Raw genomic sequence first — 24,453 nt, 5'->3', positions numbered from 1 at the left:
GCCTACGCCTTTCCCGTAAAGTACTTCATCACTTTTTTCGCATAATCCATGCGGATAAAGAGGATGGCCCTGTCTCCGGCCTGCAGGACCGATTGGCCCGTCGGCACAAAAGCCTCGTCACCGCGCACGTAAGCACAAATGAGACATTCCTTGGGCAAATCCATGTCCATGAGCTTTTTTCCTTCCACATACGAGCCGGCTTGGACGATGACCTCCACCGCCTCCGCCTTAGCGCCTTCGAGAATGGCGACGGAGACGACGCCGCCGCGGCGGGCAAAGGCGAGGATATCCCCTGCCGCCAAAAGGCGCGACGAAAGAACGATGTCGACACCGACCTTTTCCATGAGTTCCACGTATTCAATGCGCGCTACTCGAACGATGGTTCGGGCGGCGCCCAAATGCTTGGCCAAAAGGGCGAGCATAAGGTTGAGCCTGTCATCGTCCGTCAGGCAAACGACGACGTCCGCCTCACCTACGCCTTCCTGTGTGAGGAGGTCGATATCCGTACCGTCGCCGCAGATGGCGATGCCCGAATCGAGAAGTTCCGCAATACGGCGGCTCCGTTCGGCATCCTTTTCGATGACCTTAACTTTCACATCCTGCTTATCCAGTCTGCGTGCCAAAGCCCGTCCCGTTCGGCCCGCGCCGATAATGAGAACTCGTTCGGGTACGGCCGAGCCCGTACCGGCAAACTGCTTGCTGAATTTTTCGATTTCAGCGGATGCGCCGACAAAAAAAGCGTTGTCCCGCGGCAACAGCCGATCGTCGCCGTGAGGAATGATCATGCGGCGGTCGCGGAAAATAAGTCCTGCCAGCACGTCTTGCGGAAGCTGCAAATCCTTAAGGGGAACATTGGCAAGAGGCGATGCTTCACGTATCTTCGTTTCAAAAAGACGCACCCGCCCCTGAGCAAAATCTTCCACGTTGAGAGCTGCCGGCGTCATGAGAATACGGTTTATTTCGCGGGCCGTAATATACTCGGGGTTAATCATGAGGTCAATATCGAAATTTTCCTTCAAATACCCTCTCGCTTCGGATAAAAATTCGAGATCCCGAATGCGCGCGGCCGTATACGTAATCTTATGTTTTTTCGCCAAAATGCAGGCAATAATATTCGTTTCGTCACTGTTCGTCGTGGCAACGAGCATGTCGGCGCCGAAAATATCCGTATCGCTCATCGTGACGGGACTGGCCCCGTTGGCGCACAACGTCAGCACGTCGAGCGTGTTCTTCACCGTCTCCAACCGCTCTTCGTCATTATCGACGACAACCACATCCATCTGCTCATTCGACAAGAGCTCGGCCACACTGTATCCGAGCTTCCCTGCCCCTATAACCACAATCCGCACAATTTAGCCCCCTTTAATTGCTATTCTTAATTACTATTAAAAGCACTCCTTGAATTGGTAACATAAATATCATCTGTAAAATACCCTTTAAAAGCTTCATCATCCAATATTTTCAGGAAGAATTTTAATTCATCTTTAGTGTCTGTCAAGACTAACTTACCGTCTTTAATTTCTATATTACAACCTAAGCTTTTAGCGCGCTGATGTATTACCATAACGCCATACTCTCCTAATATTTTTGAATCATTTATACACACAATTGCTCGCCTTATAACAGAATTAACCATTAAAAAAAGCTCACTTCATCTGTAATAAGCAACTTACCATTTTTGCAAATTCTTGTACTTCATTATTTGTAGCTAATCTATAGTAATTATTTAATTCGAATATTTGGCGTACATAATAAAAGGATTGAAATTTTAAACTATCTAACTCAAAAAAAGCAATCAATATTATCAGAAATACTGAGTCCTATTTTATCATGTTTTTTAAATGTATCGGATGAATAAAATAGATTAATCCAACTGGGCCTAAAATACTGTTCTTTTTTAATTTTTGAAATGCAATCGTAAAGTTTTCAGTGTCTGATGCTTCATTTACTTCACCCGAAAATATTGTTTTAATATTCTCTAATTATTGTCCACTGGCGAATAAAATTCAACGCTAAAAGGATCACGAACTGCAGCTTTAATTTCATCAGACAATGCCAAATTCTGGATACAACAAAATTCGTCAGTATTTGGCTTGTAGGTTCCAGAGAATATAATCTCCCGCTTTCCTTCGTGCATTTCATTTATACCTAATTCAAATTTCCGACAGATCAGTTGTCTTGACGCCTCATCGACTGTCAACTTGCTTACACTGCCTTCATTCAGCATAACAAGACACTAGAGTTATCAAACATTAATCCTATCCTCCTATAAATCCGCATCAATTAAACAATATTCAGAAAAACGATGTATACATTTTATTGATCTTATATTTCTTATAGTCTTTCGCTTAGTAATTAGAAGATATCCTCCGCAACCTACCCGACTTTTTATTCGATAAAAGTGAAATCCTAATAATTTCAAAATAGGATGAGGACTATCTGGCGACAACATGAATATACTGCATAGACTAATAATCGAAGCGATAAAAACTATACAAAAAAGGTATCCGTACTAAATAAGCAAACCACCAACTGGTGTTTATTGGTTCCACTTCAGATGCGCATAATATTATTTTTTCGCCGTTTTGCTTATAGTAATAAAATGATGCCACACTAATAATGATTAATAAAATACCTAAAATTATTAGGAAATACCCAATTCCTAATGACGGAATATCTGTATTTTTAAAAATAATAAAATATCCACCTAATAAGATGATGCTTATCGATATAGTCGCAAAATTATATATAAGACTCTGCAAACGGTTTGCCATGTCGCTCCTTTGTAACTGAATCTAGAGTAATAACCTAAAAACCAGCTGCGAAGGCCACACTTATCCTCGCGCTTACCGCATAATAACGCCAAAATGCTATTTGTCGCGCTTTTAACACTCTCTTAAATTCTTCTCCCGGATTAAATGGACTCGTTCTTCCCATTTTCTAGTAGTATATAGGCATAGAATCATAATCATAATTTTTCTTTAGTATATTATCAGCAACTTTTGGGTACAGATGAACTCCAGTTTATCAGAACAGGAGCGGTTAAATAGCAGCAAGTTGGTAGTGCGAAGGAGATGAAAAATTTTTATAAAAACTATTTTATGATATCATCAATAAAATGGTAATTAATAATTTTGCTGAGACAATTTTACTAAAAATACTATACGCTATCCTATCCATAATTTCACTAAGTCAGCATTTTCACTTGAAGGTGATTTTTCCTTATCTAACTTTGACACTTGAACAAGTAACGGCATTTCAAAACTGGTCCCTGTTATTATACATTGACCTGGCGCAAGATTGGGTATTTGACTTCTTGAAATAGGGTCAAGAAAGTTTACAGTATTTGCAATCATTCTTAAATCCTGTTCATTAACCAGTCTATGTATAAAGTAATTATGTAATTGAGAAATGATAGTTGGCGAAATATCATACGGTCGCTGACTAGATAAAGTTATAAAAAAGCCAAATTTTCTACCTTCCTTAATAATTTCTTCAAAAACTTCTAATCTATAGTCTTTCCAAGACTCCTTTTCCCTAGTCGATTGAGCCGATAAAATATTGTGTGCTTCATCTATTATTAAGTGAATCGTAGATGTTATTTCATTTTCTCCAGTTATTTTTTCTTTATGTTCCTCATACAATTGTTTTGCAATTAAAAGAGGAATCATTTTCTTTGCCTCTGAGTTACAACGCCTAAAAGAAATTACATTCAACAAGTCCCATTCATTGGAATCTGATGATAAACAAATTGTTTTTTCAATAAAACTTGATCTTGCTTCGATTCTTTGTATTAAAGGATTTATGTGTTCAAAATTCACTTTACCATATGCTAAACAAAAAATCAGATAAGAGTTAACCGTTATTTTTAATTTTTCTGTTACAGTTAGACGCTCAATATTCTTTATAAATTCATTTCTTTTAAGTATTTTTTCAAACTCCCGTCTTTTATTTCTTTTGGTAGAATCATCTATGCTACTTATATAAGTTCCATCTACGTAATAAGTATCATTTTGTGAATGCCACAAAGAATTAAGCCAGCTTATATCAATTGAATTTTGCTCATCGTCGCTATATTTTTGGCTCATGTCAAAGTGTATTATATCCAACGATTTATGCAGTAAATTTAGCATTTCTTTATTATTATTTTGTTTGAAAATATTATAAAAAGCAGAACTCAATCCATCTACTATTTTATCAGCAGTAATATCAAAACTACCTTCATCAACAAAATATTTAACTGCTCTAGCTAAAAATGGACGTTGTGTTTTTTCAGTTGCTGAATATAGAATCGAAAGCGTTTCAATATCCCAAAAAACTCTTGGTGTTAACGGCAATTTATCGCCATCATTATTTCTAGTTGATAGATTTAAACATTTCTTGTTATCACGTAGCACACCTGGCTGTATATACTCACCATTAAAATCAATAATAACAAATTTACTATTATTATTAAAATCGACTAAAATTTCATGATTTTCATGACTGAATAATTCAGTATATAATTTTGTTAATGTATTTGATTTACCACTTCCTGTATTTCCAAATATTCCCATATGCGTATTAAATAAATTATCCCAAGCCAATTCAACAGGAATACCATTAGAAACACTTTTGCCAATCAAAATCCTATATTTAGAGATAGACGAATCTTTCTGTAAAACACATCTTATTTCGTCGTCTGTTAATAAAACGACTTCGTTAAAAATCATAGGGAATCTTTTTATCCCAAATTCAAAATTTGACTTATAAATGTTACCAATCAAACTAACTTCTAAATGTCTTTCAAATCTATCTCTAAAAAATTCATGTGCCAATGGTTCATTACTCTTGTCTTCTAAAAACTCTTTTTCAACTCTTCCTATAATTTTATTTGAACCTCGAATTATACCTATATAACTACCAATAGAAATCCCATCATACATTGCTCCATCATAATGAAAGGATTCTAAATTCGAATGCTCATTCATGAGTATATTTACTTTCATTCCATCAACTGATACAACATTTCCAACCACATAATTATTCTTCATTGCAATCACCTAATAAAGATAATAAGTAATTAAAATCACCAATAGTATCATCGAAGCTTTCAGGTAGAAATTTAATGTTTTTATAACCTCCAAACAACTTTTTCAAGGCATCTTGACCTTCTTTAGAGTAAGAAATCAATATTACTTGCAATTCTGGATTGAGCAAAGATCTTTCGAATATATCTCTTAAATGCTCGTCAGCAAATGAAAATCCAAACACAATCAATATAGCCTGTTTTCTCTCCAACTCATAACTAAATGACCTTATTAATTGATAATAATATTGCTCAGAAACAGTTTTAAAAAATTTGTATTTATTTGGGTTAATAATTGGTAATTGTGAATAAGTATCATAAAAGTCGTCCAATAAGTCATTATTCAAATGAAGTTTACTGACACTCTCATTTAATGATGTTACAAATAAATTGACATCTTTCTGCTTACTATGTTCAATACTACTGTTTACTTGTTCAAGCTTTATCTTCAATTTTTTTGTAGCATCTTTTATTTTGCAAATTACACTATTATTCTCATTAACTAAAATTTTGTCATTAAATAATTTCCACGAAAGTGACCCATGTAATTTAAAAAGGTTCACCGTAGGCACTTCTCTCTTATAATTATCATTATATCCACTATGTGTAACATTTAGGTAAAAATTTTTATTACTAACATATTTAGTAAAAACACCCCTGGAACCGTCATTGAAATATATTAATGGATTTTCAAACAAAAAATCATCAAAAGTTCGTTCAAAAAGTAAGTCATAATTTGTTGTAAAAATATTTATCCTTTTAGGAGTCTCATTACTCTCACATTGCAAATAATTATAAAAGCATTTAATTAATCTTTTATAATTTACAAAAACTTCATTATCAGAGCAACTACTTTGGAAAACCTTTTTATTCACACCCATTGGTTCTATCCATTTCATAAAGTAATAAATGTACATGAAAATTTTCGCTTGTTTTGAAATTTGTGTATGACTAGCAATATCCTCAAATGTAGGATAATTTTTACCGAAACTCAATGAAGGGTACATTGGTACACTAGCACCAGCGCCTATTAAAAAATTAATATTTTTCCCTCTTACTAATTTATCTAATTCTTCTGGTTCCATAGCCCTTACCCCCAATTCTTTTTATATATTTTTCACTTTTAGGCACCGTCAGTTTCAGCTGTCGTCAAAATATCAATAGCTCACTTTCCTCTAAAATTCGCATTTTCAAGTCGGCTACAAATTGTAACCAACGCATTCTCGTCTTTCTCACTACCACAACTAATACGAACTGGATTTTCCTCAAATAATTTCATTATTTAAGTTAATTTTTCTTTCGTGGATGGTGCACTCCAAAGAATACACCATTATAGTTTATTTAGCTTTGTTTTTGTATTGCCACAGTAAGAATCTACTTCATTACTTTATCCAACAATGCCTTATAGCTGTCTACTACGTCGTAAACAACATTGCCACTGCTAATGGCTTTGAAATGCTCTCTTGCACAGTGAATTTTCGACTCTTCAATGAGCCGCAACTGCATGGAATCCAGAGAACCTTTTGTTTCGGCGACAAAGTAAATATGCTTTACATGTCCTTCATAAAAAGCAATGGCCCAGTCCGGATTATAACGCCCGACGGGCGTGGAAATATAAAACCCGTCCGGAAGCTTCACATACACAGCCACATCCGAATTCGTGTCAAGCTCCGCTGCAAAGGTCCGTTCATTTGTCGAATCGTAGACAATGTGGTCGTAGAGATGTTTCTTGACCTTCATGGCATTCACGTCAAGACGCCCTTTAATGGTCGGTTCCGTAAATACATCAATACCGTATTTTTCATCAAGCACGTTATACGTAATGTGTTCAATAATGGCCGTTGCTTTTTCATCATTAATAAGAGCAGCTACCTTGATAATAAATTCCTCCGGATTATTTTTGAATTGTGCAAATGTGTCTGGTTCAATACCTTGAAGAATCTGTATGACCGCTTTTCTCGTAAGACCCGTTTCATCGACAAGTTTACCGATTAAGTCGTACTTAATGTTGGAGCTTGCCTTTACCAGATCTCGCTGTTGCCGCGAATTTTCTTTTACAAAGTCCTTTCCGTCGCGCAAGTTCGCTTTGGACTCGATTTTCTCCATTTGCCCAGACTCCACTTTAAAGTATATGGGCGAAATCTGAAGTCTGTGATTTAACGAATTAATGGCTTTATGGACGAGTTCGTCCGTATTAAAGTCGACAACATAGACAGACTTGGCATTAATTTTTTTCCAAAGTTCCTTAAATTCGGGCATGGCAAGCCTATCCACATTGACAGCTAGCTCCACATTGTTTGCCCGCGCGTTTTCCGGTTGCATGAGGTTGTCGAAGTAAACGGAATCAAGTATTTCCACGATGTCCGAAATATACTCAATCAAGTTGTCAGGCAACCTGATATTGCCGTCCGTTTTATCTTTATAATATAAATCTGTCAACGTACCGTCTCTGTCTACATAACCATTCTGAACGAGGTCAAAGTAAATACCGTTTGCCATTTTGCCGTCAATAGTTTCGCTGTTGCCGGCACCGTCTTTCACAGTCTTTCCTTCAAACAAGTCTGCCGTTACCGCCCGCGGTCTGTCCGTAACGGCTTCGGCCAATTCTTGCTGCAAGCCCTTGGCAAAGGAATCATAGCTTTCATTGGCAATGACTGTAAGCACGTTAATATTATGTACGTCACTGCCGAGCATATTGGCATCCATCCGCTCACCATCCTGATTGACGCAAAGGCGCAGGCCTCGCCCTACTTCTTGCCGCTTGCGCACATCGCTGCCGCTCTGCTTTAAGGTACAAATTTGAAACACATTCGGATTATCCCAACCTTCACGCAGGGCTGAATGGGAGAAAATAAAGCGCACAGGCGATTTTTCCGGGTTACGATCGAGGAGCAACTCCTTATTTCTCATAATAAGGTCATACGCATCTACATCATTTGTCGTCGTCTCTCTGCGACCTACCTTGGAATCTATCATCTTCCCCTTTCTGTCGATAGAAAAATACCCGGCATGCGTCTTCTCTACGGGAATGGCCTGTAAGTATGCATAATAGTCTTCTTCCCAAAAGGCCGCTTGCAGGCCGTTGATTACATCTTTGTATTCTTCTTCAAACATATCCGCATATATACCGTTTAACGGCTGTCCTGCCACATCATACTGCTTATACTTGGCAACTTCATCAATAAAGAATAACGAAAGCACCTTGATGCCCTTATGAAAGAGTTGTCGCTCCCGCTGAATATGGGAAATAATGGTTTCCCGAATTTGAATTCGACGCAACTGGTCTTCATTAACCTTACCGATGACATCACCGGCATAAATCTTAATACCGTTAATAAACTCTACTGAATCATCCCGTCCGTCAATATGCGAGACGACAAAACCATTCTTATATTCTTCCATACCATTAGAGTTATCATACAAGTTATATCCTTCCGAAACGATACGTGAAACTTTTCGGATACCAGTTGCTCCCTTACAGTCAAACTGAATTGTTGCTGTAGGCGCAGAGTTTGAAAGATTAATGCCTTCCAAATAAATATAGCTGTCCGTCGCCGTACAACCCGACTCCGTGATCCCCTTGACGGCAATTTTTTTCACAAGCTGTTTGTTATACGCTTCCATTGCATCCAGACGATAGACCATGTTGTAAATACTGTCACTCTTATGTGTTGCCGAATAGCGTAAGGTCATGAGCGGATTAAACTGTTTCAAGCTTTCCTTGGTCTGTTTACCTTCGACCGATTGCGGCTCATCAATAATAAGAATAGGATTAGTTTTGGCAATAATATCAATGGGCTTGCGCGAACGAAACTCGTCAAGCTTCATGTAAATGCGGCGTGCATCCTTACCTCTCGCATTAAATGCCTGCGAATTGATAATCATAACATTCATGGCACTGTCCGATGCAAAGCGGTCGATTTCCGTAAGCTGCGTGGACTTATAAATAAAGAAACGAATCTTCTTACCGTATTCTTCGGCAAAGTGTTCCTGCGTCATTTGAAAGGTCTTATACACACCTTCGCGAATAGCAATGCTTGGCACTACGACGATGAACTTACTCCAGCCGTAGGCGCGATTGAGTTCGTACATAGTTTTAATGTACGTATACGTTTTGCCCACACCTGTTTCCATTTCAACGGTCAAGTTAAAGCGTCCTTCCAATTTTTCGGACGGCTTAATATGATTGGCCCGTTGCACGGTCTGTATATGTTCCAATACAAGCAGTGAATCACTCAGTTCTGGTACGAGACACATATTGTTCCAACCGGTGAAATCGTCATTCTCCGTTAAAGAGCGCTGCGGCGAATTACCTTTATCCATCATATATGTTGGTTGACCGTACGGCTGACCGGCAAACACATCAACGACAGCCTTGGCCGCTTCGGCTTGAAATTTTTGATGCTTAAATCTTAGTTTCATACAACTTACCTCTTAAATAACCTTTACGCTTGCGTCCGGTGCCATGAGCTTAAAGATTTCGGTCACATTAATTTTGGCGGGGCTGTCAGCAAAACTGCTGTCCCGAAATACAGCTCGAAGTGGTTTACATCCGGCAATAGCCTTGACGACGCTGTCTGGAATGTTTTCATTGAAGCAGGCAATCAAATCGCCGTCGTTATAATTGTGTATCGTGCAGCCATCTATCTCTTCCGACGTGTACGGCAGCGAAAGTGGCAATCCCCATTCGAGAAGGCATCCGAAAAGAAGATCTAAATCCGTACGGTCTTCTTTAATATTAGACTCCAAGTTAGGAAGTTTCATTTGATCATATTCAACAGCACTGTAGTAGACATCCTTCATATTTGTATCGTCCACCTTCAACACGCGAAAACCGACGTCAATATTAGCACCTGACTCTTCAAGAATCATCTTACCGGCCCGACGAATGCGTTCTTTGCCGATTTCACAAATCGTCTTATATCCTGCTTTATAGGCAGGAGTATCTTCTTTACACGGCTCAGGAATTTGAACCATAATGAATTTTCGCTTAGCATTATCTTCTGAATTTAAAAGCATCGTTGCATGCGCAGTAGTTGCTGATCCACTAAAAAAATCTAGTATAACATCATCTTCAGATGTATTCAAAGAAATAAAATCCTTTACGGTAAACAAACTTTTTGAAAAATCAAACAGCACTTCATTATCAAATAGCGCTTTTATTCTATTCGTTCCATTAGACACGTTACTATAAATATCTTCAGACCATAAACTGATAGGAGTTCTCGTATTTTCCATAGGAATTTTTATTTGTCCAGCCTCATATATATAAGTTTGATATTCTCCTAAAACTCGGTCAAAAGTCCTCTGCCATACTTTTTCCTCACCGTTTTTTGAAATAGGCAAAATAAAAGTATAGCCTTCGTGTTCATATCTATTTTTTAATTCTTTAATAAAGGCTTCATCAAATTCACGATTTTTCGCATAAATTTTGTTATATTCGTCCTTAGTTATCATAGATATTATCCCATCTTTTACGAGTATTGGATAAAATCTAGATGGTCTCTCAAATTTCCTTGAGTTTGTTCCACTCCGAATAAGGTATCCATACCCACTTTGTTCAGATTTCTTTTTTATTCTAAATAAGGGCATCGCAAATATATCATTTGCGTATACAAGATGATATTCATGTACTGGGTCAATATTATTCCTGTTTCTCCCCTGTGGATTACATCGAGTCACAATGGTTCCAATATAATTTTGTTCGCCAAATACCTCATCACAAATCAATTTTAATGTATAAAGCTCATTGTCATCAATCGCCAATGCTATATATCCGTCTTTTCGCAATATATTTCTTGCTACAAGAAGCACTTTATACATTAATGAACACCAGTCTGAGTGAAATCGTCCATTGCTATTAGTGTTTTTTACCAGTACATTTCCATCATCATCGTAATGCCCCGATAATTCCTCATACTCCTCAAGCCTCAAGCTATAATCATTCGGATAAATAATATTATTCCCTGTATTGTACGGAGGATCAATATAAATCAATTTAACTTTTCCAAGATAACTTTCAGACAAAAGTTTTAATACATCCGTATTTTTACCTTCAATATAGAGATTCTCTGTTGTGTCCCAATTCACGCTTTCTTCCTTGCACGGGCGCAAGGTCTTGCGAATGGGTTTGTTAGCTTCAACAATGGCGGCTTTCTTACCGACCCATGTAAATTCATAGGCCTCGTCACCTTCGATTACATCAGGTAAAAGCATTTGCTTTAAAAGATCAAATTTTACAGTCTTCTTCGGTGTTCCCGCTTCATCCTTCGTTTCGGTGATGCAATTGGGAAACAGAGCTTCTATTTTTTCTATATTTTGAGCTGTCCCATCTACTGATTCCATCCGCATCTTCTCCATTACAAGTCCTCCCGCTCCTTTTGAAGTTTCCTCAGATAATTTTTTAATTCCATTTGTTTGTTTAACTGCTTTTCCTTGCGAATCTTGCCTTGTAAAGCAGCAATTTCCTTATTCAGTTTTCGTTTCCTTTCATCTCTTGTGACTGATTCTTTCAGGCTTTCACCGGTTATTTTCATCGACAAACATGTACCGGCGATTTGACGAACAAAATTTTCGTATACTTCATCTAAATTAATGCCCATCACCCGTAAGGGCAGATCTCTTTCAGATAACCATTCCGTATGATAATAGCCACTTACTTTAAATACATTTTTGCCAGTCGCTGCCGCTTCTTTATAGCCGATCCAAGCCTGATATTTTCCATCATATTCCAACAAAAAAAGTATGAAGTACGGAATTGTTCTATCTATTTGACACAATAATTCTTCACTTATATACGGAGTATTCAAGCAAATTTCAAATATTTCCAGCTCCGCTACGTCCATACCGACAGCTAAATTCATTGTAGTCACAGCTATTTTATTTTTCCAGTAGACAGACTTTACCTGTTTGGCAAAAGCCTTTCTTACGGTTGTCGATATATCTAAATGCTTATAAAACTTTTGCTTAGGTATTCGCTTATTAAATTCTGTTGTTTTCGGCAATCCAATCATCGATTACTCCCTTATTTTACAACTAAAAAGCAAATGAGTTCAAAGTCATCCAAACCGGATACCTCGGCCATGAGGGCGGAAGTCCCTCCTGCAGAAAAGAGGCTGTCAATATCGCTTTCTTCTTTCCTGTTAATGATAGACGCAATTGCTTCGTTAAGAAGTCCAGACATAACATCCATTTTTTTGCCGTCATCCGTTTCGGCATTGAATTGTGCACAAAGGTCTTTTATCGGTTCTTTCTTACCTCTGCATAACAGGCGAATATCATCAAGAAGTTTTTTCGGATTTAAGTAGTCACAAATAATTTTTCCTGTCGTGGCTATATAGACCATGTAAAACGGATGAATCCTGTTTTGATTGTCAATATTTACGCCATTGTTTCTGTTTTTCAACACAAATATAGTGCCTTCCGGGAGTTCTTCCGTCGCTTTTACAACAGCATGCATCCCCTTGGGGAACTTATCCATATCACCGTGTGCTTTGACGTATTCCATAAGGTCGAGCCGAAATTCGTTAAGGCCCAAATCCATAATAGATACACCTGTGGACATATCTTCAATATCCACAATTTCTTCTTGCAACCTTTTTAGTTGTGTTTTTCTGTATTCAAGATCCCCCTTTTCCTCGGTATTAATCAGGTCGTCATCACCGGTCGAGGTCATAACGGAAATTTTCATGCGCGTTTCGACGCGGTCCTTCAGATTGATATACTCATCTAAATTCATGTCGGGCCAGAAATTGACAAGCTGAATGTATTCATTCTTGCTGCCGATACGGTCAATTCGCCCGAAGCGCTGTATAATCCGCACGGGATTCCAATGGATGTCATAGTTCACTACGTAGTCACAGTCCTGAAGGTTTTGTCCTTCCGAAATACAGTCCGTTGCGATAAGCACGTCAATTTCATCATGACTTGTCGGCATCAACAGGTTTTTTCCTTTAGAGATCGGTGAAAAACAGGTAAGCACATTGTTCAGTGTCGCCGGAAACCCGACAATATTCGTTTTTTCGTCTTCCGTCCCTGTAACAATGCCCGTATTCAAACCGTATTTCTTTTTTATATACGGCGCAACATTCGCATATAAATACTTTGCCGTATCAGAAAAAGCTGAAAAGATAAGTATCTTTTTATTATCGACATTAAAAGGACGCTCAATTTTTTCAGAAATAAGACTGAGCAGTTGTTGTAATTTGAAATCATGTTCCGGTGTAATATCTTTAACCATTAAAATGAGAATCCCTAATATTTCCGCATCATTGCAAAGGTGACTGCGCCATGTTTTATAATCCATGTCTCTCAAATCAATGGCAAATGTTTTGCCTACCGTAAAATCTTCCACATCATTTTCATCCATGTCAAAATCGTCCGTATTCGCTTCATAGGCTGCAGAACTTACTTCTTTATATGTTTCATAGTGATCAATATTTTTTATTGTTGCCTCTATAAGTGTCTGCATACGCTGCAAGGTCAACAAAAAGGAATTGACGGAACTTTCCAAACGTTTCAACAAATTAATGCTCATTAAACGACGTATGCCCGCTTCACGCCCCTTCTGCGTAAGATTTCCCTTATTATGCATGACGTCAATATATTTATCCAAATGACTCTCAAAAATATAGTTTGACGGCGTATAGATGCTCAGATTTAGCTTTGACATTTCTTCATAAATTTCGTTGTAATTAATAACTGAATTCAAATCCGTCAGTTTCGGCCGTAAAGTAATAGGTTTTTTCCGTTCTGGGAATTCTCCGATTTCTCTCGTGTCGTAGTATTTTTCAATATGTTTTCTTGAACGCGCAATTGTAACACCGTCAAGAAGCTTGAAGAAGTTAAAGTCCAACTTCTTCAACAATGTTTCCGTTGTCCGTTCCGGCGCATCTAAATCACTCCACTCACGAAAGGCTTTTTGCGCCTGTTTAAAAATATCATCAATGGGCTTCTTAGTATCCAGCTTGTTATTAATATTTTTTGCATCGCCTTCATAGGCAAGGGCTAATTGATTCTTTAAATCTGTGAAGTGATTATTTACGGGCGTTGCAGAAATCATCAGTACTTTCGTTTTTACGCCGGCTTTAATAATTCTATTTCGCAGCCGCACATACCTATTTTCTTTCGTATTCGTCTGCGTACCCACGCCGTTACGAAAGTTATGGGACTCGTCAATAACAACAAGGTCATAATTACCCCAATTCAATCTATCCAAATCAAGACCGTTCGATATACCATGATCTCGTGACAGGTCCGTATGGAAGAGAACATCATAATTCAAACGATCGGTAGCAATCGGATTGTTAACATAGTTATCTTTGTATGTATTCCAATTTTCAACCAGTTTTTTCGGGCAAAGAACAAGAACGCTTTTATTTCTGTTTTCGTAATACTTTATAACCGCAAGAGCTGTAAAGGTCTTGCCCAAGCCGACACTATCCGCCAAAATACAACCGTTATAGCGCTCTAATTTATTAATAATCGCCAAAACCGCTTCTCGTTGGAACTCATAAAGCATACTCCAGATCTTGCTCTGTTTAAATCCCGTCGCTTCGTTGGGCAGTTCATCTTCGGAAATATCATCGAGAAATTCGCTGAACACATGATAAAGCGTCATAAAATACATAAATTCAGGCGAATTTTCTGTGTAGATCGTAGTAATGTTTTCAATAACTTCTTTCGTCACGTCCTGCAACTTATGTTTGTCATTCCACAGTGACTCGAACGTTTGTATGAATTCCATGGATTCCGGTGATTCAATACTTGTAATCAAATTATAACTATTATTGCCACGCTCACAACCTATGCCAACTGTTGTAAATTCAGTTAATGGCACATAGGTAATTTGCTGCTGTTCGTTAATAACAGTCATGAAACTACTCATATTTTCCCCAGTTCTATTGGATTTAAAAGTACCTTTCTCTTTAATCCAGTCAGCGCATTCTTTTGCGATTGCCCTTTGTGTCAATTCATTGCGCAGGCGTACTTCAAATTCTGTCCCGTAAAGGCCGATTTCACGCTGTAACCGTGGTATGTAAAATTCCCGTTTTTGTTTCTCCACTTTTTCTGCTACGAAAGTAGGTGCTGTAAAGATAAAACGAAATCCCTCTACAGACTCCAATTGTTTTTTCAATTCTTGATACGCATATATAGAAAAGCAGGCCGCAGCAATAGAAATCTTGCTCCCTCTGCGAATAGTAGCAATCATATCATCACGAACTATTTTTGTCGTATTGTTAAATACCTTTGTTCCCATTTTATTTTGGTGCTCCCTATACATATTTTATTCCGTTCTGTCTCACCATTTTATTATATCAATCCACACAACATTCATAAAGTTTTAATTTTTCCGGTTTTTTACCGCTCCGCAGGTCACTCCGACACAAAAGCAAGGCGGCTTCCGCTTATAGGAAACCGCCTTGCCGCTCAGGCAGGCAAATTTCAATTGGCCGGGCAGATGGCGAAAACTCGTGCGGGGAACCCCATACCGTCTTTTACTTTGGGGAAGGTGACGAAAATGATTGCCCCCGTGGGCGGGACACTATCCAGATTTGTCATGAGTTCGACCTGGATGCGATCCGTTTTCAGAATATACGTCTCTCCGGCAAAATTTGTTCCCGCCGCCGGTGCATCCGTATCGCCGGTTTCATGCCCGACGGCACCGATATTCCGTTCTTCCACGAGCCACCGGATAGCGTCAGGCTTCCATCCCGGATAGTGCGGAGCTTTGTTTTCATCGTAATTATTCATATCCGCACGCTTGGACCAATCGGAACGAAAGGCTACGAAGGCACCTTCCGGAATCGTTCCGTGTGCTGCCTCCCATTCTTTTAAATCGTCGACAGTAAGTTCGTAGTCGGCATTTTCCGCGCAGGACCGGGATTTATCAACAACGACGAGAGGATACAGCATTTCCGTAAGTTTTATCTGCTCCAGACTGCGGCAGCCTTGATTGAAGTGCCCCGGTGCGTCGACATGCGTACCGAATTGTCCTGCAGGAATGACGTATTTGTCGGCCCGAAAGATACAATCCGGGCCAAAATCGAAAATACGTTCCGTCTCCAACTCTCCGAAGCCGTACCAGTGCGGTGTCTGAGGACTCAACTCATGTGTCAGATCTATCCAGCGGCAGTCCTCGGATTTAAGCTCCTTTACCAATTCCCATAGATTAGTCATACTAAGCCTCCTTTCCGCATCATATGCATTTATTGCTGCGAATATAAATAATATGTATATTGTTATAATTCTCCGCGGAAAGGGGCAAATCCTTTTATATGATAAAGCGAAATATATTGAAATTAATTGTCATTTAATCTATGTTGTGCTATTCTTAGGTAATCCGTTAAATATATAATCTCGAACAGGAGGTCTGAAACTATGGAAGTAAAATTACAGGGAGTGGAAGAAACATTATTAATAACGCTTTGGGCACGCGCTTATGAAACAAAAAAAACGACTTCCGGGCTGCTCGAGGATCCTCTGGCCGTTGAGATGATGAATAAGCTTGATTATGATTTCAATAAATTTGCCAAGGCCAAATGGTCTCAAATCGGAACGGTCGTCCGCAGTCATATTTTCGATAAGGAAGCACAAGACTTTCTGCATCAGCATCAGAATGCCGTATGCATTAATTTGGCCGCCGGGCTGGATACGCGGTTTTACCGGTTGGACTGCGGCCGAGCGGACTGGTATAATTTCGATCTGCCCGAGGTCATGGCACTGCGCCGCACACTTCTGCCCGAGGAGCCGGAAAACGTGCACAACATAGGCCGGTCCATCCTGGATCCGTCCTGGGTATCCTCGGTGGACGCCGGTAACCGCCCCGTACTTTTTATTATGGAAGGCGCTTCCATGTATTTTTCAAAGGACGAAATGAAGAATCTTTTTGCCGGTATAGCGACAAACTTCCCGGGAGCTTACATGTTGATAGAAGTCATGCCGCCGTTTATTATCGGAAAGCAAAAGTATCATGACTCCGTATCGGAAAAAACGGCCCCTTTCAAATGGGGCGTTAAAGACGGCAGGGAGCTTGAAACGATGAATCCCGCCATTATTTATAAAGGGCAGCGGACGCTGTATGAAGGGTATAGGAAGCGTTGGGGCATCATGGGTATTTTATCATGCATTCCCTGGTGGAATCAGAATTGCAACGACAAGATCGTAAAAATAGCCTTTCGCTGAACTTGAGCAACCGGCATAAATCCGTTTACATACTTCTATAGGTGCCGCTCTTCCCATTTCCTCCGTATTTTTGGTAAAATGACAGTGATTTTATTTTACACAAAGGAGACAGTGAATGAAAAAACGACATATCATTTTTACTCTTCTGGTTGCCATGCAGTCCTTTGCCTGCAATGCGTACAGCGACTATCCCGACTTTGTGAGCTATGAGAAGCCGGTGCTGCCGAATATGGCCACCCGCCGGGAAATGGATGCCTATAAAAATGAGGTGGATGCATACGTACGGAATATCAACAGGGCAATCGAAAAATTATATGCCAAACGCCAGCACGCAATACAGGATTATAATCAAACCGTTCGCGAGTATAACAGGGAAGACTATTTCCATACGGACCGCCTGCCCTTATACCGGCATGCGGAAGCGGATCTCTATAATACCTCGGTCTATCCTTCCGGTAAGGACTATGCCCTTGCCGTGGTGAACAGCATAGCGGAAAATCATTATAACAGCCGCATCAAAGAAAAAGAATTGGAATTGGCCATAGAAAAAGAAAAAAATGCGGAGAAAAAAAGAGAACGGGACAAAGACAAATCACCTGATCAGGTAATGATAGATAATTGGTTTGAGAAGATGTTAAAATAAGTAAGAGGCTGTTTCGCCATGCATGCTGCATGCGAAACGGCCTCTCTTCACTATTTAATAAATATATCTTCGAACTCTTTATGCCGCTTTGCCCAAGTTTCCGCATAAGAGCAGGTAACGGAAGCCTTTCTTCCCGTACGGCGAATATATTCCGCCGCCGCCTGAACGATTTTACCGGCCACGCCCCCGCCACGCAAAGAATCGTCCACAAAGGTATGCGTAATCGTATATGTTCCGTCCGGCTGCATCGGAAAATCAACTTCCGCAACAGTCTTGCCATCCTTGTCTTCCAACCAAACCCGTTCATCGCCGTATTTAAACTCCATAGCCGTCACCCTTTCATATAGTCTGCTTATTTCTACTATATCACAAAAAGAGGGACTTTCAACCGTTCTACCCGACGCTGCGGTCGGCACGCTCTTCCAAAATATTTACGAGCGCATTGGCACTGCTCGTATGCGAGCGAATGACTTCCACATTTTTCCGCTGTGCTTCTTTAACGGCACACCGTACCATACTGTGGCTGACAGTACTCGTAAAGAGGACGACTAAATCGGGGCAGCCGATTTTTGATTTGAAGTCGCTCGGTACTTGTGTGAATACCTTTGCCTTATAAGAATATTTCTTGCAAATATTCTTGTATCTACACACCATACAGTCATTACCACCTACTATGACTACGTTCATTCTCATCTCCCCTTCTCTATGAACACGAATACTTATTTTCTATATTTTGATAACGTATTTCAATTACAGTTACGAGTATATATTAAAATAAGAATTTTTGTCAATAGTAGTTGTGAATTTTTAATATTAACGACCCTATCTTTGCATATATGATATAACGCAAAAAGAGCTTCCCTTTAAGAAAGCTCTTTTACTTTGGTGACCCAGTAGGGATTCGAACCCTAGACCCACAGCTTAGAAGGCTGTTGCTCTATCCAGCTGAGCTACTGAGTCATGTATATGCTTACAGGCGGTCTTTACGGCGTCCTGTATGAGTATACCATTATCATCAGGCTTATCCAAGAAAAGAGGTCGCCGCAAAGACCGCCTAACTCCGCTTATTTTACGGAAACGATCTTGCCGATGACCGCATCAATCTTAACTTCTTTTTCGTTGCCGCCGTTGTCGACAAGTTCAAATTCATAGCAGACGTTTCCATCCTGTCCTCTTTCGAGAGACCATTCGGAAACCTGCGTCTCTTTGTTGACCGCTTTCATGGCGATGTCCATAGCAATTTGCGGCGTAATAAGACTGCTCAAAGAGAGGACGTCTTTCTTCTGCCAGTCCACATCTTTTTTATTACTTTCTTCATTGAAAACTTCTCCCGTATCAACATAAATCTTCAGTGTTTTTTCTGCATACGGGGTAAATCCTTTCACCTTATAATAAGGACGGTGTTTGCCTTCGAAGGACACGGATTTAATCCGTATATCTGTGCCGTATTGTTTCTTGAAGAGTAAGACAGCATCTAAATAATCAACAGATTGGTTTGCCTTTATTACAGCCGCAAGAACCGGTTTATCCCGATCTCTTCCCATTCTCCCGTCAACTGCCGAAGCATTCACAAAAACGCTTGACGTAAGCACGGAAACCGTTAAAAGTGCATATATCGTTACTTTTTTCATGATATCCCCCCGGATTATATAAGTCATGTCTATTATGCGGATCTCAGAGGCGCTAGTCTATAAACAATAATTACATAAATTCTATACAAAAAAACCGGTTCAACGTTTTTTTACGTAACAATCAAAATAAAGCTGTAAGTGCTGCCGTTAAACCGAAAATGATCCCCGGAATATTGGCAAATATGATAGGCCAGTCACGCTCTTTTTTGAATAAACCGTAGCAGACCCACAACGTGCAGTTAATAAAAGCGACGAACGGTTGAATCCAGTCGCCCCTATGACCGGAAAGATTTCCCATAATTTGCGGAATATATGAAACATACATACATATCGACATCGCCGAAGCAATTGAGCCAAGTTTTGCTATTTTACTAGTCATATTCTTCCTCTATTGAAAAAATTAAAAATGGAGCGGGTGATGGGAATCGAACCCACGTAACCAGCTTGGAAGGCTGGCGCTCTACCATTGAGCTACACCCGCACGCATACCGTTTTGGTCGGAGCAGCAGGATTTGAACCTGCGACCCCCTGGTCCCAAGCCAGGTGCGCTGCCAAGCTGCGCTATGCCCCGCCAACAGTAGTAATTATACTGATTTTCATGTATATTGTCAAATTATCTAACGAATGGTCGGCATGTTGCGGCCGTTGAAAATTTCCAGCATTTCCTGCTTCAATTGGCGGCGGATATCCTCCCGTTTCTTTGCCGGCAACTGGTCTTCCGTAATGTCGAAAAGATAGTTGTTCAGTTCAAACTCTTTGAGCATCATCTTCGTATGGAATATATTTTCCTGATATACGTTGACGTCAATCATATTGTACAAATGACGCGTATCACGGGCAATATAATTTTGGATGGAATTGATACGATGATCGATGAAGAGCTTCTTTCCGTTCATGTCGCGCGTAAAACCGCGGACGCGATAATCCAAGGTGACGATGTCCGAGTCGAAGCAGCCGAGAAGGTAATTCAAGGCGTTGAGGGGTGATATTTTGCCGCACGTCGATACGTCAATATCGGCACGGAACGTGGATATACCCTTTTGGGGATGACTTTCCGGGTACGTATGGACGGTCAAGTGACTCTTGTCGAGATGACAGACAACGTCCGCATCGGGCGCGATTTCTTCTTCCGATATGAGGATGGTCACGCTCGCTCCTTGGGGATCGTAGTCCTGGCTGGCTACGTTCAGCACGTTGGCACCGATGATGGAGGCAACATTTTTCAAAATTTCCGTAAGCCGTGCGGCGTTGTAGACTTCGTCAATATATTCAATGTAATGACGGCGCGCTTCTTCCGTATCGGCATAACAGACATCATAAATATTAAAGCTCAGCGTTTTGGTCAGGTTATTAAAGCCGTAGAGTTTTAATTTTTTCTTTTTTACAGTCATGGTCTCCCCTTATTCCCCTCTGAATTTACAGTTGCCTGTATGTTTTGTCTATTATACCGATAAGGCCGCAAGCTCCTGCAGCCGTTTCGCCATGTGCCGCAGGGCCTTGCCCCTGTGGCTGATTTCATTTTTTTCGTCAAGGCTCATGGCAGCCATGGTCTTCCCTTTTGCAGGCACGTAAAAATACGGATCATAGCCGAAACCGCCGTTACCGGCGGGCTCGTCATGAATGAGTCCTTCACAGGTGCCTTCACAGACAACCGGTTCACACCCGGGCACGACCAAGATGAGAACGCACATATAGCGGGCCGTCCGCTTTTCTTTAGGCACGCCCGTCAGTTCCTGCACGAGTTTTCGGTTGTTTGCTTCATCATCGGACGGCATTCCGGCATAACGCGCCGAATAGACACCCGGCCTTCCGTCCAAGGCATCCACAACGAGGCCCGAATCATCGGCCAGAACGGGTAATCCCGTCTTTTGTGCGTAGTATTCGGCCTTGAGAAGAGCATTTTCCGCAAACGTCGTTCCCGTCTCTTCCGGCTCGGTTATGCCGGGCACGACGTCACGGACGGCTTTGACTTCAAAGCCGAGGGGTTCGAGGACACGCCGAAACTCGCGAAGCTTTCCACTATTGTGCGTGGCCATTACAAGCATCTCTATGCGCTTCATCTTACTGCCCGGCCTTTTGTTCGGCCCTGCGATTTCTCGCGACGGCGCCATAGTTTTTAATGATGACGACAGGCGTCTTCTGAGACGCGTTGCCGAAGGGATTATCGATCAGGATCTTGGCGATTTCCTGCGGGTGCAGGCCCTTGGAATAACCGAGGACGGCGGAGCGCTTCAAGTCGTTTACATCGGCTACGCAGGCACCGTAGCAGCCGAGGCGGTGCTTTATTTTTTCCGCCACGCCGTGCGGGTCTTCCGGTCCGTAGACGATGCATTTGTCAAAAGGAGGCATGGTTCCCGTCACATCATCCGTCAAAGATGCCTGGCGGCACAGTTTGTACCAGACGCCGTCTCTGCCGAATAATTTGGCAATGAAGCCGACGATAAAGGCAAAGAGCATCTTCCATTCCCCTTCCAGCTCCATGGCCGCCTGCATGCCGTAGAGGCTGGCCATACTGCCTTCGCCCGGCACGAAACGGCGCATGAGGTGCGCCTGCCACGACGGCGTCAGCTCTTCAGGGCGCGTAAAGCGGTGCTGTGTAATGGCTACAACGCTTTCGGCGACACAAACAAGGTCGTCCGCGCCTGCGGTACCGCGTGTGTACTCTTCAACAGCATCGACAATATTATCTTTATCCGTAAGAATCCGTGTTTTTACAGGAATTAATTCCAATTCCGCCATGGTTGCATCCTCCTTTACGCCTGTTCCAAAGCATGCCGCACTTCCGATGCTTTCAGCGTAATGCGTGCCTTGTGTATGTACCATTCACTGCGCGACACGGCCTGATAGACGAGGTCGACAGGCATGTCCGGAAAGGTGCGCAGGTCTTCGCGAATATTGCCTCCCTTGCTCGTGAGCGTCACGGTAACGCGAATGCGGCTGCCCTTGTGAGGGTAATAAATGACCGATTCCCAGTAGCCGTCGTCCCGTTCCGCGTCCTTATTGGCAAGCTGCGCCGTAACGGCACAAAGGTCGTACTGTTCACGCGGTAAAAGGACGCGCGGATAAAAGTCCATAATCGTGCCCAACTGTTTACCGCCGTTGTGAAATGGTACTTCCGTTTCAAAAACGGCCGTGTCCGTACTCATCGACTTCAAGGCAAAGGGATCGCGCCGGCGTGCCTCAATGATAAATTTGGCGTCCCCCTGTTTCCACGAGAACAGGCGAAATGCCAAGTAGAGTGCGGCAATACAACCGATAAGAGCGATGATGATGTTCAGGCCAATATAAAAATACACGGTACAAGACTCCTTTTCGCTAAGACTGTAAACTGTTAAGACAAAAGGGCTTCCCTGACTGTGAACGAGTCGGGCTCCAAAAGGTGCGTAGCCAAATCGGCTCCTCGCCCCGCTTCGGCCGTAAAGAAAAGCTGCAAATACCCGTTTTGCTTCTGCTCATTCAAAAGGCCGCGCTTCTTTAGGAGCGCAGACGCCTGAAGGGCCGTTTCATGGGCCGGGTCGACAAAGACGACGGAGTCACCGCAGAAAGACTCGAAGACAGGCTGTACAAAGGGATAGTGCGTGCAGCCGAAGATGGCCGTATCGACACCGGCTTTAAGGACAGGTGCCGTGTCGGCAGCGACGGCGGCACGTATTTCTTCGCCTTCCAGGCATCCCCGTTCAATGAGACCCGCTAAAGTCGCGCAGGGCTGCTCCACGATTTCCAGCGTCTTATCAAGGCGGGCAGCCTCATTCCTGTGAATGTGGTTGGCAATGGTGACGGGTGTGGCAAAGACGGCAATGCGCTTTTCCGAGCTGATACCGGCAGCCGTCTTGATGCCGCGGCACATACCGAGAAGAGGTATATCCGTTTCGCCGACAACCGTGTCGTATGCCGCTGCCGTCGCCGTATTGCAGGCAAAGGCGATGAGCTTTACGTGCCGCGTTTTGAGAAAAGCGATGATTTCCCGCGTAAAACGGATAAGCTCTTCTTTCGTCCGTGCACCGTAGGGGTTGCGCTTCGTATCGCCCAAGTAGACAATATCCTCATGCGGCAATAAGTGGCGCAGTTTGTTGACGACCGTAAGGCCGCCGACACCCGAGTCGAATACGCCTATGGGCCGCGCCGAATCAGCCACGGTCGGGCACCGCCTGCACCGCGGCCTTATCGGCTTCATATAACTCTTTGAATTTGTTAAAATGCCTGTCCGGCAAGCGGGCAACGCGGTTATTTTCTTTGTATGTAAAAACGTTCTGCGACGTGCCGACACATAAGAGCGTACCGTCGTCATGGCGCACAATCCGGTATGTAAAGACCATTTGTGCCCGCGTCAACTTCGTCAGGCGCGTTTCAATATCGATGACGTCATTGAAATTTATAGGATTAATATAATCGCACGTAATATTTTTTATAGGAAAGAGAATCCCTTCATCCATCAGCTCGAACAGATCCAGACCGGCCGCGTCAAAATAAGCGCAGCGGCCGCATTCAAACCAGCGAATCTGATTGGAATGATGGACGATTCCCATCATGTCCGTTTCATAAAAGCGAACCTTTTCCGTTGTAATAATCATCTTGCATAGCTCCCCTGCAAATCACCGAAACAACACGTTAATTGTACGCTGACGCCCGTTTTTTGTCAATTTATGCCGCCTTCCGTCCCAAGCCGTCAAACATAACTTGGCAGAATGCTCCATAACGGTATGGGTAAAATAATATCGTCAAATACCACGCCCCGGCATTCAGCCTCCTGATCCATTTCAACCGTACAGTGTATCTCATAAGCGAACATTGCTCTCTGCTCGCAGAGAGCAAATGAAATACCTCGCCCATACACCCAAGTAAGCAAGAGTACAAAATCGACAAATATTCCATTCCTGCCGGAACAGATCCGATAGTATAGAACGGGGTTTCTCAATAATCCGGACAAA

The 24,453-nt window shown here is 41.7% G+C and carries 21 protein-coding genes and 3 tRNA genes; 2 read left to right on the top strand and 22 right to left on the bottom strand.

The window, feature by feature from the left end:
* Nucleotides 1-2: 2 nt before the first annotated feature.
* The 9 genes from trkA to BQ2674_RS02755 all read right to left on the bottom strand — a co-directional run bounded on the left by trkA (nucleotide 3) and on the right by BQ2674_RS02755 (nucleotide 16,246).
* Nucleotides 3-1,349: a Trk system potassium transporter TrkA gene (trkA, locus tag BQ2674_RS02800; protein ID WP_075572343.1), complete on the bottom strand. Its 1,347-nt coding sequence runs from the start codon at nucleotides 1,347-1,349 to the stop codon at nucleotides 3-5.
* A gap of 26 nt (nucleotides 1,350-1,375) precedes the next feature.
* Nucleotides 1,376-1,564 (bottom strand): hypothetical protein, encoded by a 189-nt coding sequence (locus BQ2674_RS02795; RefSeq protein ID WP_075572342.1) that lies wholly within the window; start codon nucleotides 1,562-1,564, stop codon nucleotides 1,376-1,378.
* A 1,603-nt stretch (nucleotides 1,565-3,167) separates the two neighbouring features.
* The gene (locus tag BQ2674_RS02785) at nucleotides 3,168-5,033 is read right to left on the bottom strand and encodes an ATP-binding protein (RefSeq protein WP_075572340.1); all 1,866 of its coding nucleotides are present in this window, start codon (nucleotides 5,031-5,033) and stop codon (nucleotides 3,168-3,170) included.
* A complete protein-coding gene (locus BQ2674_RS02780) occupies nucleotides 5,023-6,153 on the bottom strand; it encodes an SIR2 family protein (protein WP_075572339.1) in 1,131 nt (376 codons plus the stop codon). The genes BQ2674_RS02785 and BQ2674_RS02780 overlap by 11 nt, the downstream gene beginning before the upstream one ends.
* Before the next feature lie 289 nt (nucleotides 6,154-6,442).
* Nucleotides 6,443-9,490, bottom strand: a complete 3,048-nt coding sequence (locus BQ2674_RS02775; RefSeq protein ID WP_075572338.1) for a type III restriction-modification system endonuclease — start codon at nucleotides 9,488-9,490, stop codon at nucleotides 6,443-6,445.
* A 12-nt stretch (nucleotides 9,491-9,502) separates the two neighbouring features.
* Nucleotides 9,503-11,428, bottom strand: a complete 1,926-nt coding sequence (locus BQ2674_RS02770) for a site-specific DNA-methyltransferase (RefSeq protein WP_075572337.1) — start codon at nucleotides 11,426-11,428, stop codon at nucleotides 9,503-9,505.
* Nucleotides 11,428-12,081: a DUF4391 domain-containing protein gene (locus BQ2674_RS02765; protein ID WP_075572336.1), complete on the bottom strand. Its 654-nt coding sequence runs from the start codon at nucleotides 12,079-12,081 to the stop codon at nucleotides 11,428-11,430. Before BQ2674_RS02765 ends, BQ2674_RS02770 begins: the two co-directional genes overlap by 1 nt.
* 11 nt (nucleotides 12,082-12,092) lie before the next feature.
* The gene (locus BQ2674_RS02760; RefSeq protein WP_075572335.1) at nucleotides 12,093-15,326 is read right to left on the bottom strand and encodes a helicase-related protein; all 3,234 of its coding nucleotides are present in this window, start codon (nucleotides 15,324-15,326) and stop codon (nucleotides 12,093-12,095) included.
* A 185-nt stretch (nucleotides 15,327-15,511) separates the two neighbouring features.
* Nucleotides 15,512-16,246, bottom strand: a complete 735-nt coding sequence (locus tag BQ2674_RS02755; protein WP_075572334.1) for a cyclase family protein — start codon at nucleotides 16,244-16,246, stop codon at nucleotides 15,512-15,514.
* Nucleotides 16,247-16,447: 201 nt separating this feature from the next.
* On the opposite strand from BQ2674_RS02755, the gene BQ2674_RS02750 reads away from it, so the two are divergent.
* Together BQ2674_RS02750 and BQ2674_RS02745 are read left to right on the top strand one after the other, a co-directional pair.
* Nucleotides 16,448-17,251, top strand: coding sequence for a class I SAM-dependent methyltransferase (locus BQ2674_RS02750; RefSeq protein WP_075572333.1), 804 nt, complete (start codon nucleotides 16,448-16,450; stop codon nucleotides 17,249-17,251).
* A gap of 115 nt (nucleotides 17,252-17,366) precedes the next feature.
* Nucleotides 17,367-17,894, top strand: coding sequence for a hypothetical protein (locus BQ2674_RS02745; protein ID WP_075572332.1), 528 nt, complete (start codon nucleotides 17,367-17,369; stop codon nucleotides 17,892-17,894).
* Nucleotides 17,895-17,944: 50 nt separating this feature from the next.
* Here BQ2674_RS02745 and BQ2674_RS02740 read toward each other — a convergent pair whose 3' ends face one another.
* The 13 genes from BQ2674_RS02740 to BQ2674_RS02680 all read right to left on the bottom strand — a co-directional run bounded on the left by BQ2674_RS02740 (nucleotide 17,945) and on the right by BQ2674_RS02680 (nucleotide 24,096).
* A complete protein-coding gene (locus BQ2674_RS02740; protein ID WP_075572331.1) occupies nucleotides 17,945-18,220 on the bottom strand; it encodes a GNAT family N-acetyltransferase in 276 nt (91 codons plus the stop codon).
* Between the two features lie 67 nt (nucleotides 18,221-18,287).
* Complete coding sequence (locus BQ2674_RS02735; protein WP_075572330.1) at nucleotides 18,288-18,581, bottom strand: DUF2325 domain-containing protein; 294 nt, start codon at nucleotides 18,579-18,581, stop codon at nucleotides 18,288-18,290.
* A 196-nt stretch (nucleotides 18,582-18,777) separates the two neighbouring features.
* Nucleotides 18,778-18,854, bottom strand: a tRNA-Arg gene (locus BQ2674_RS02730).
* 104 nt (nucleotides 18,855-18,958) lie between these two features.
* Nucleotides 18,959-19,525: a PepSY domain-containing protein gene (locus BQ2674_RS02725; protein ID WP_075572329.1), complete on the bottom strand. Its 567-nt coding sequence runs from the start codon at nucleotides 19,523-19,525 to the stop codon at nucleotides 18,959-18,961.
* Nucleotides 19,526-19,646: 121 nt separating this feature from the next.
* The gene (locus tag BQ2674_RS02720) at nucleotides 19,647-19,904 is read right to left on the bottom strand and encodes a SemiSWEET family transporter (protein ID WP_075572328.1); all 258 of its coding nucleotides are present in this window, start codon (nucleotides 19,902-19,904) and stop codon (nucleotides 19,647-19,649) included.
* Between the two features lie 28 nt (nucleotides 19,905-19,932).
* Nucleotides 19,933-20,006, bottom strand: a tRNA-Gly gene (locus tag BQ2674_RS02715).
* Between the two features lie 13 nt (nucleotides 20,007-20,019).
* A tRNA-Pro gene (locus tag BQ2674_RS02710) sits at nucleotides 20,020-20,096 on the bottom strand.
* 46 nt (nucleotides 20,097-20,142) lie between these two features.
* Complete coding sequence (speD, locus tag BQ2674_RS02705; RefSeq protein WP_075572327.1) at nucleotides 20,143-20,916, bottom strand: adenosylmethionine decarboxylase; 774 nt, start codon at nucleotides 20,914-20,916, stop codon at nucleotides 20,143-20,145.
* Between the two features lie 51 nt (nucleotides 20,917-20,967).
* A complete protein-coding gene (locus BQ2674_RS02700) occupies nucleotides 20,968-21,576 on the bottom strand; it encodes an XTP/dITP diphosphatase (RefSeq protein ID WP_143696416.1) in 609 nt (202 codons plus the stop codon).
* A 10-nt stretch (nucleotides 21,577-21,586) separates the two neighbouring features.
* Nucleotides 21,587-22,264: a coenzyme F420-0:L-glutamate ligase gene (locus BQ2674_RS02695; protein ID WP_075572325.1), complete on the bottom strand. Its 678-nt coding sequence runs from the start codon at nucleotides 22,262-22,264 to the stop codon at nucleotides 21,587-21,589.
* Between the two features lie 14 nt (nucleotides 22,265-22,278).
* Complete coding sequence (locus BQ2674_RS02690; protein ID WP_075572324.1) at nucleotides 22,279-22,821, bottom strand: hypothetical protein; 543 nt, start codon at nucleotides 22,819-22,821, stop codon at nucleotides 22,279-22,281.
* A 35-nt stretch (nucleotides 22,822-22,856) separates the two neighbouring features.
* On the bottom strand, nucleotides 22,857-23,660 hold the full coding sequence (murI, locus tag BQ2674_RS02685; RefSeq protein ID WP_143696391.1) for a glutamate racemase: 804 nt from the start codon (nucleotides 23,658-23,660) through the stop codon (nucleotides 22,857-22,859).
* Complete coding sequence (locus tag BQ2674_RS02680; RefSeq protein WP_075572322.1) at nucleotides 23,653-24,096, bottom strand: acyl-CoA thioesterase; 444 nt, start codon at nucleotides 24,094-24,096, stop codon at nucleotides 23,653-23,655. The genes murI and BQ2674_RS02680 overlap by 8 nt, the downstream gene beginning before the upstream one ends.
* Nucleotides 24,097-24,453: the final 357 nt, after the last annotated feature.

Source organism: Megasphaera coli, from assembly GCF_900095855.1.
GTDB lineage: Bacteria > Bacillota > Negativicutes > Veillonellales > Megasphaeraceae > Megasphaera > Megasphaera massiliensis_A.
The sequence above is the reverse complement of the archived record's forward strand: the minus strand, read 5'-3'. Positions and strand labels throughout refer to the sequence as shown.

What these genes read in the sequence shown, in the direction of transcription:
- BQ2674_RS02795 (WP_075572342.1), bottom strand. Translation starts at nt 1,564, where the DNA reads ATGGTAATACATCAGCGCGCTAAAAGCTTAGGTTGTAATATAGAAATT.
- BQ2674_RS02785 (WP_075572340.1), bottom strand. Translation starts at nt 5,033, where the DNA reads ATGAAGAATAATTATGTGGTTGGAAATGTTGTATCAGTTGATGGAATG.
- BQ2674_RS02780 (WP_075572339.1), bottom strand. Translation starts at nt 6,153, where the DNA reads ATGGAACCAGAAGAATTAGATAAATTAGTAAGAGGGAAAAATATTAAT.
- BQ2674_RS02775 (WP_075572338.1), bottom strand. Translation starts at nt 9,490, where the DNA reads ATGAAACTAAGATTTAAGCATCAAAAATTTCAAGCCGAAGCGGCCAAG.
- BQ2674_RS02770 (WP_075572337.1), bottom strand. Translation starts at nt 11,428, where the DNA reads ATGGAGAAGATGCGGATGGAATCAGTAGATGGGACAGCTCAAAATATA.
- BQ2674_RS02765 (WP_075572336.1), bottom strand. Translation starts at nt 12,081, where the DNA reads ATGATTGGATTGCCGAAAACAACAGAATTTAATAAGCGAATACCTAAG.
- BQ2674_RS02760 (WP_075572335.1), bottom strand. Translation starts at nt 15,326, where the DNA reads ATGGGAACAAAGGTATTTAACAATACGACAAAAATAGTTCGTGATGAT.
- BQ2674_RS02755 (WP_075572334.1), bottom strand. Translation starts at nt 16,246, where the DNA reads ATGACTAATCTATGGGAATTGGTAAAGGAGCTTAAATCCGAGGACTGC.
- BQ2674_RS02750 (WP_075572333.1), top strand. Translation starts at nt 16,448, where the DNA reads ATGGAAGTAAAATTACAGGGAGTGGAAGAAACATTATTAATAACGCTT.
- BQ2674_RS02745 (WP_075572332.1), top strand. Translation starts at nt 17,367, where the DNA reads ATGAAAAAACGACATATCATTTTTACTCTTCTGGTTGCCATGCAGTCC.
- BQ2674_RS02740 (WP_075572331.1), bottom strand. Translation starts at nt 18,220, where the DNA reads ATGGAGTTTAAATACGGCGATGAACGGGTTTGGTTGGAAGACAAGGAT.
- BQ2674_RS02735 (WP_075572330.1), bottom strand. Translation starts at nt 18,581, where the DNA reads ATGAACGTAGTCATAGTAGGTGGTAATGACTGTATGGTGTGTAGATAC.
- BQ2674_RS02725 (WP_075572329.1), bottom strand. Translation starts at nt 19,525, where the DNA reads ATGAAAAAAGTAACGATATATGCACTTTTAACGGTTTCCGTGCTTACG.
- BQ2674_RS02720 (WP_075572328.1), bottom strand. Translation starts at nt 19,904, where the DNA reads ATGACTAGTAAAATAGCAAAACTTGGCTCAATTGCTTCGGCGATGTCG.
- speD (WP_075572327.1), bottom strand. Translation starts at nt 20,916, where the DNA reads ATGACTGTAAAAAAGAAAAAATTAAAACTCTACGGCTTTAATAACCTG.
- BQ2674_RS02695 (WP_075572325.1), bottom strand. Translation starts at nt 22,264, where the DNA reads ATGGCGGAATTGGAATTAATTCCTGTAAAAACACGGATTCTTACGGAT.
- BQ2674_RS02680 (WP_075572322.1), bottom strand. Translation starts at nt 24,096, where the DNA reads ATGATTATTACAACGGAAAAGGTTCGCTTTTATGAAACGGACATGATG.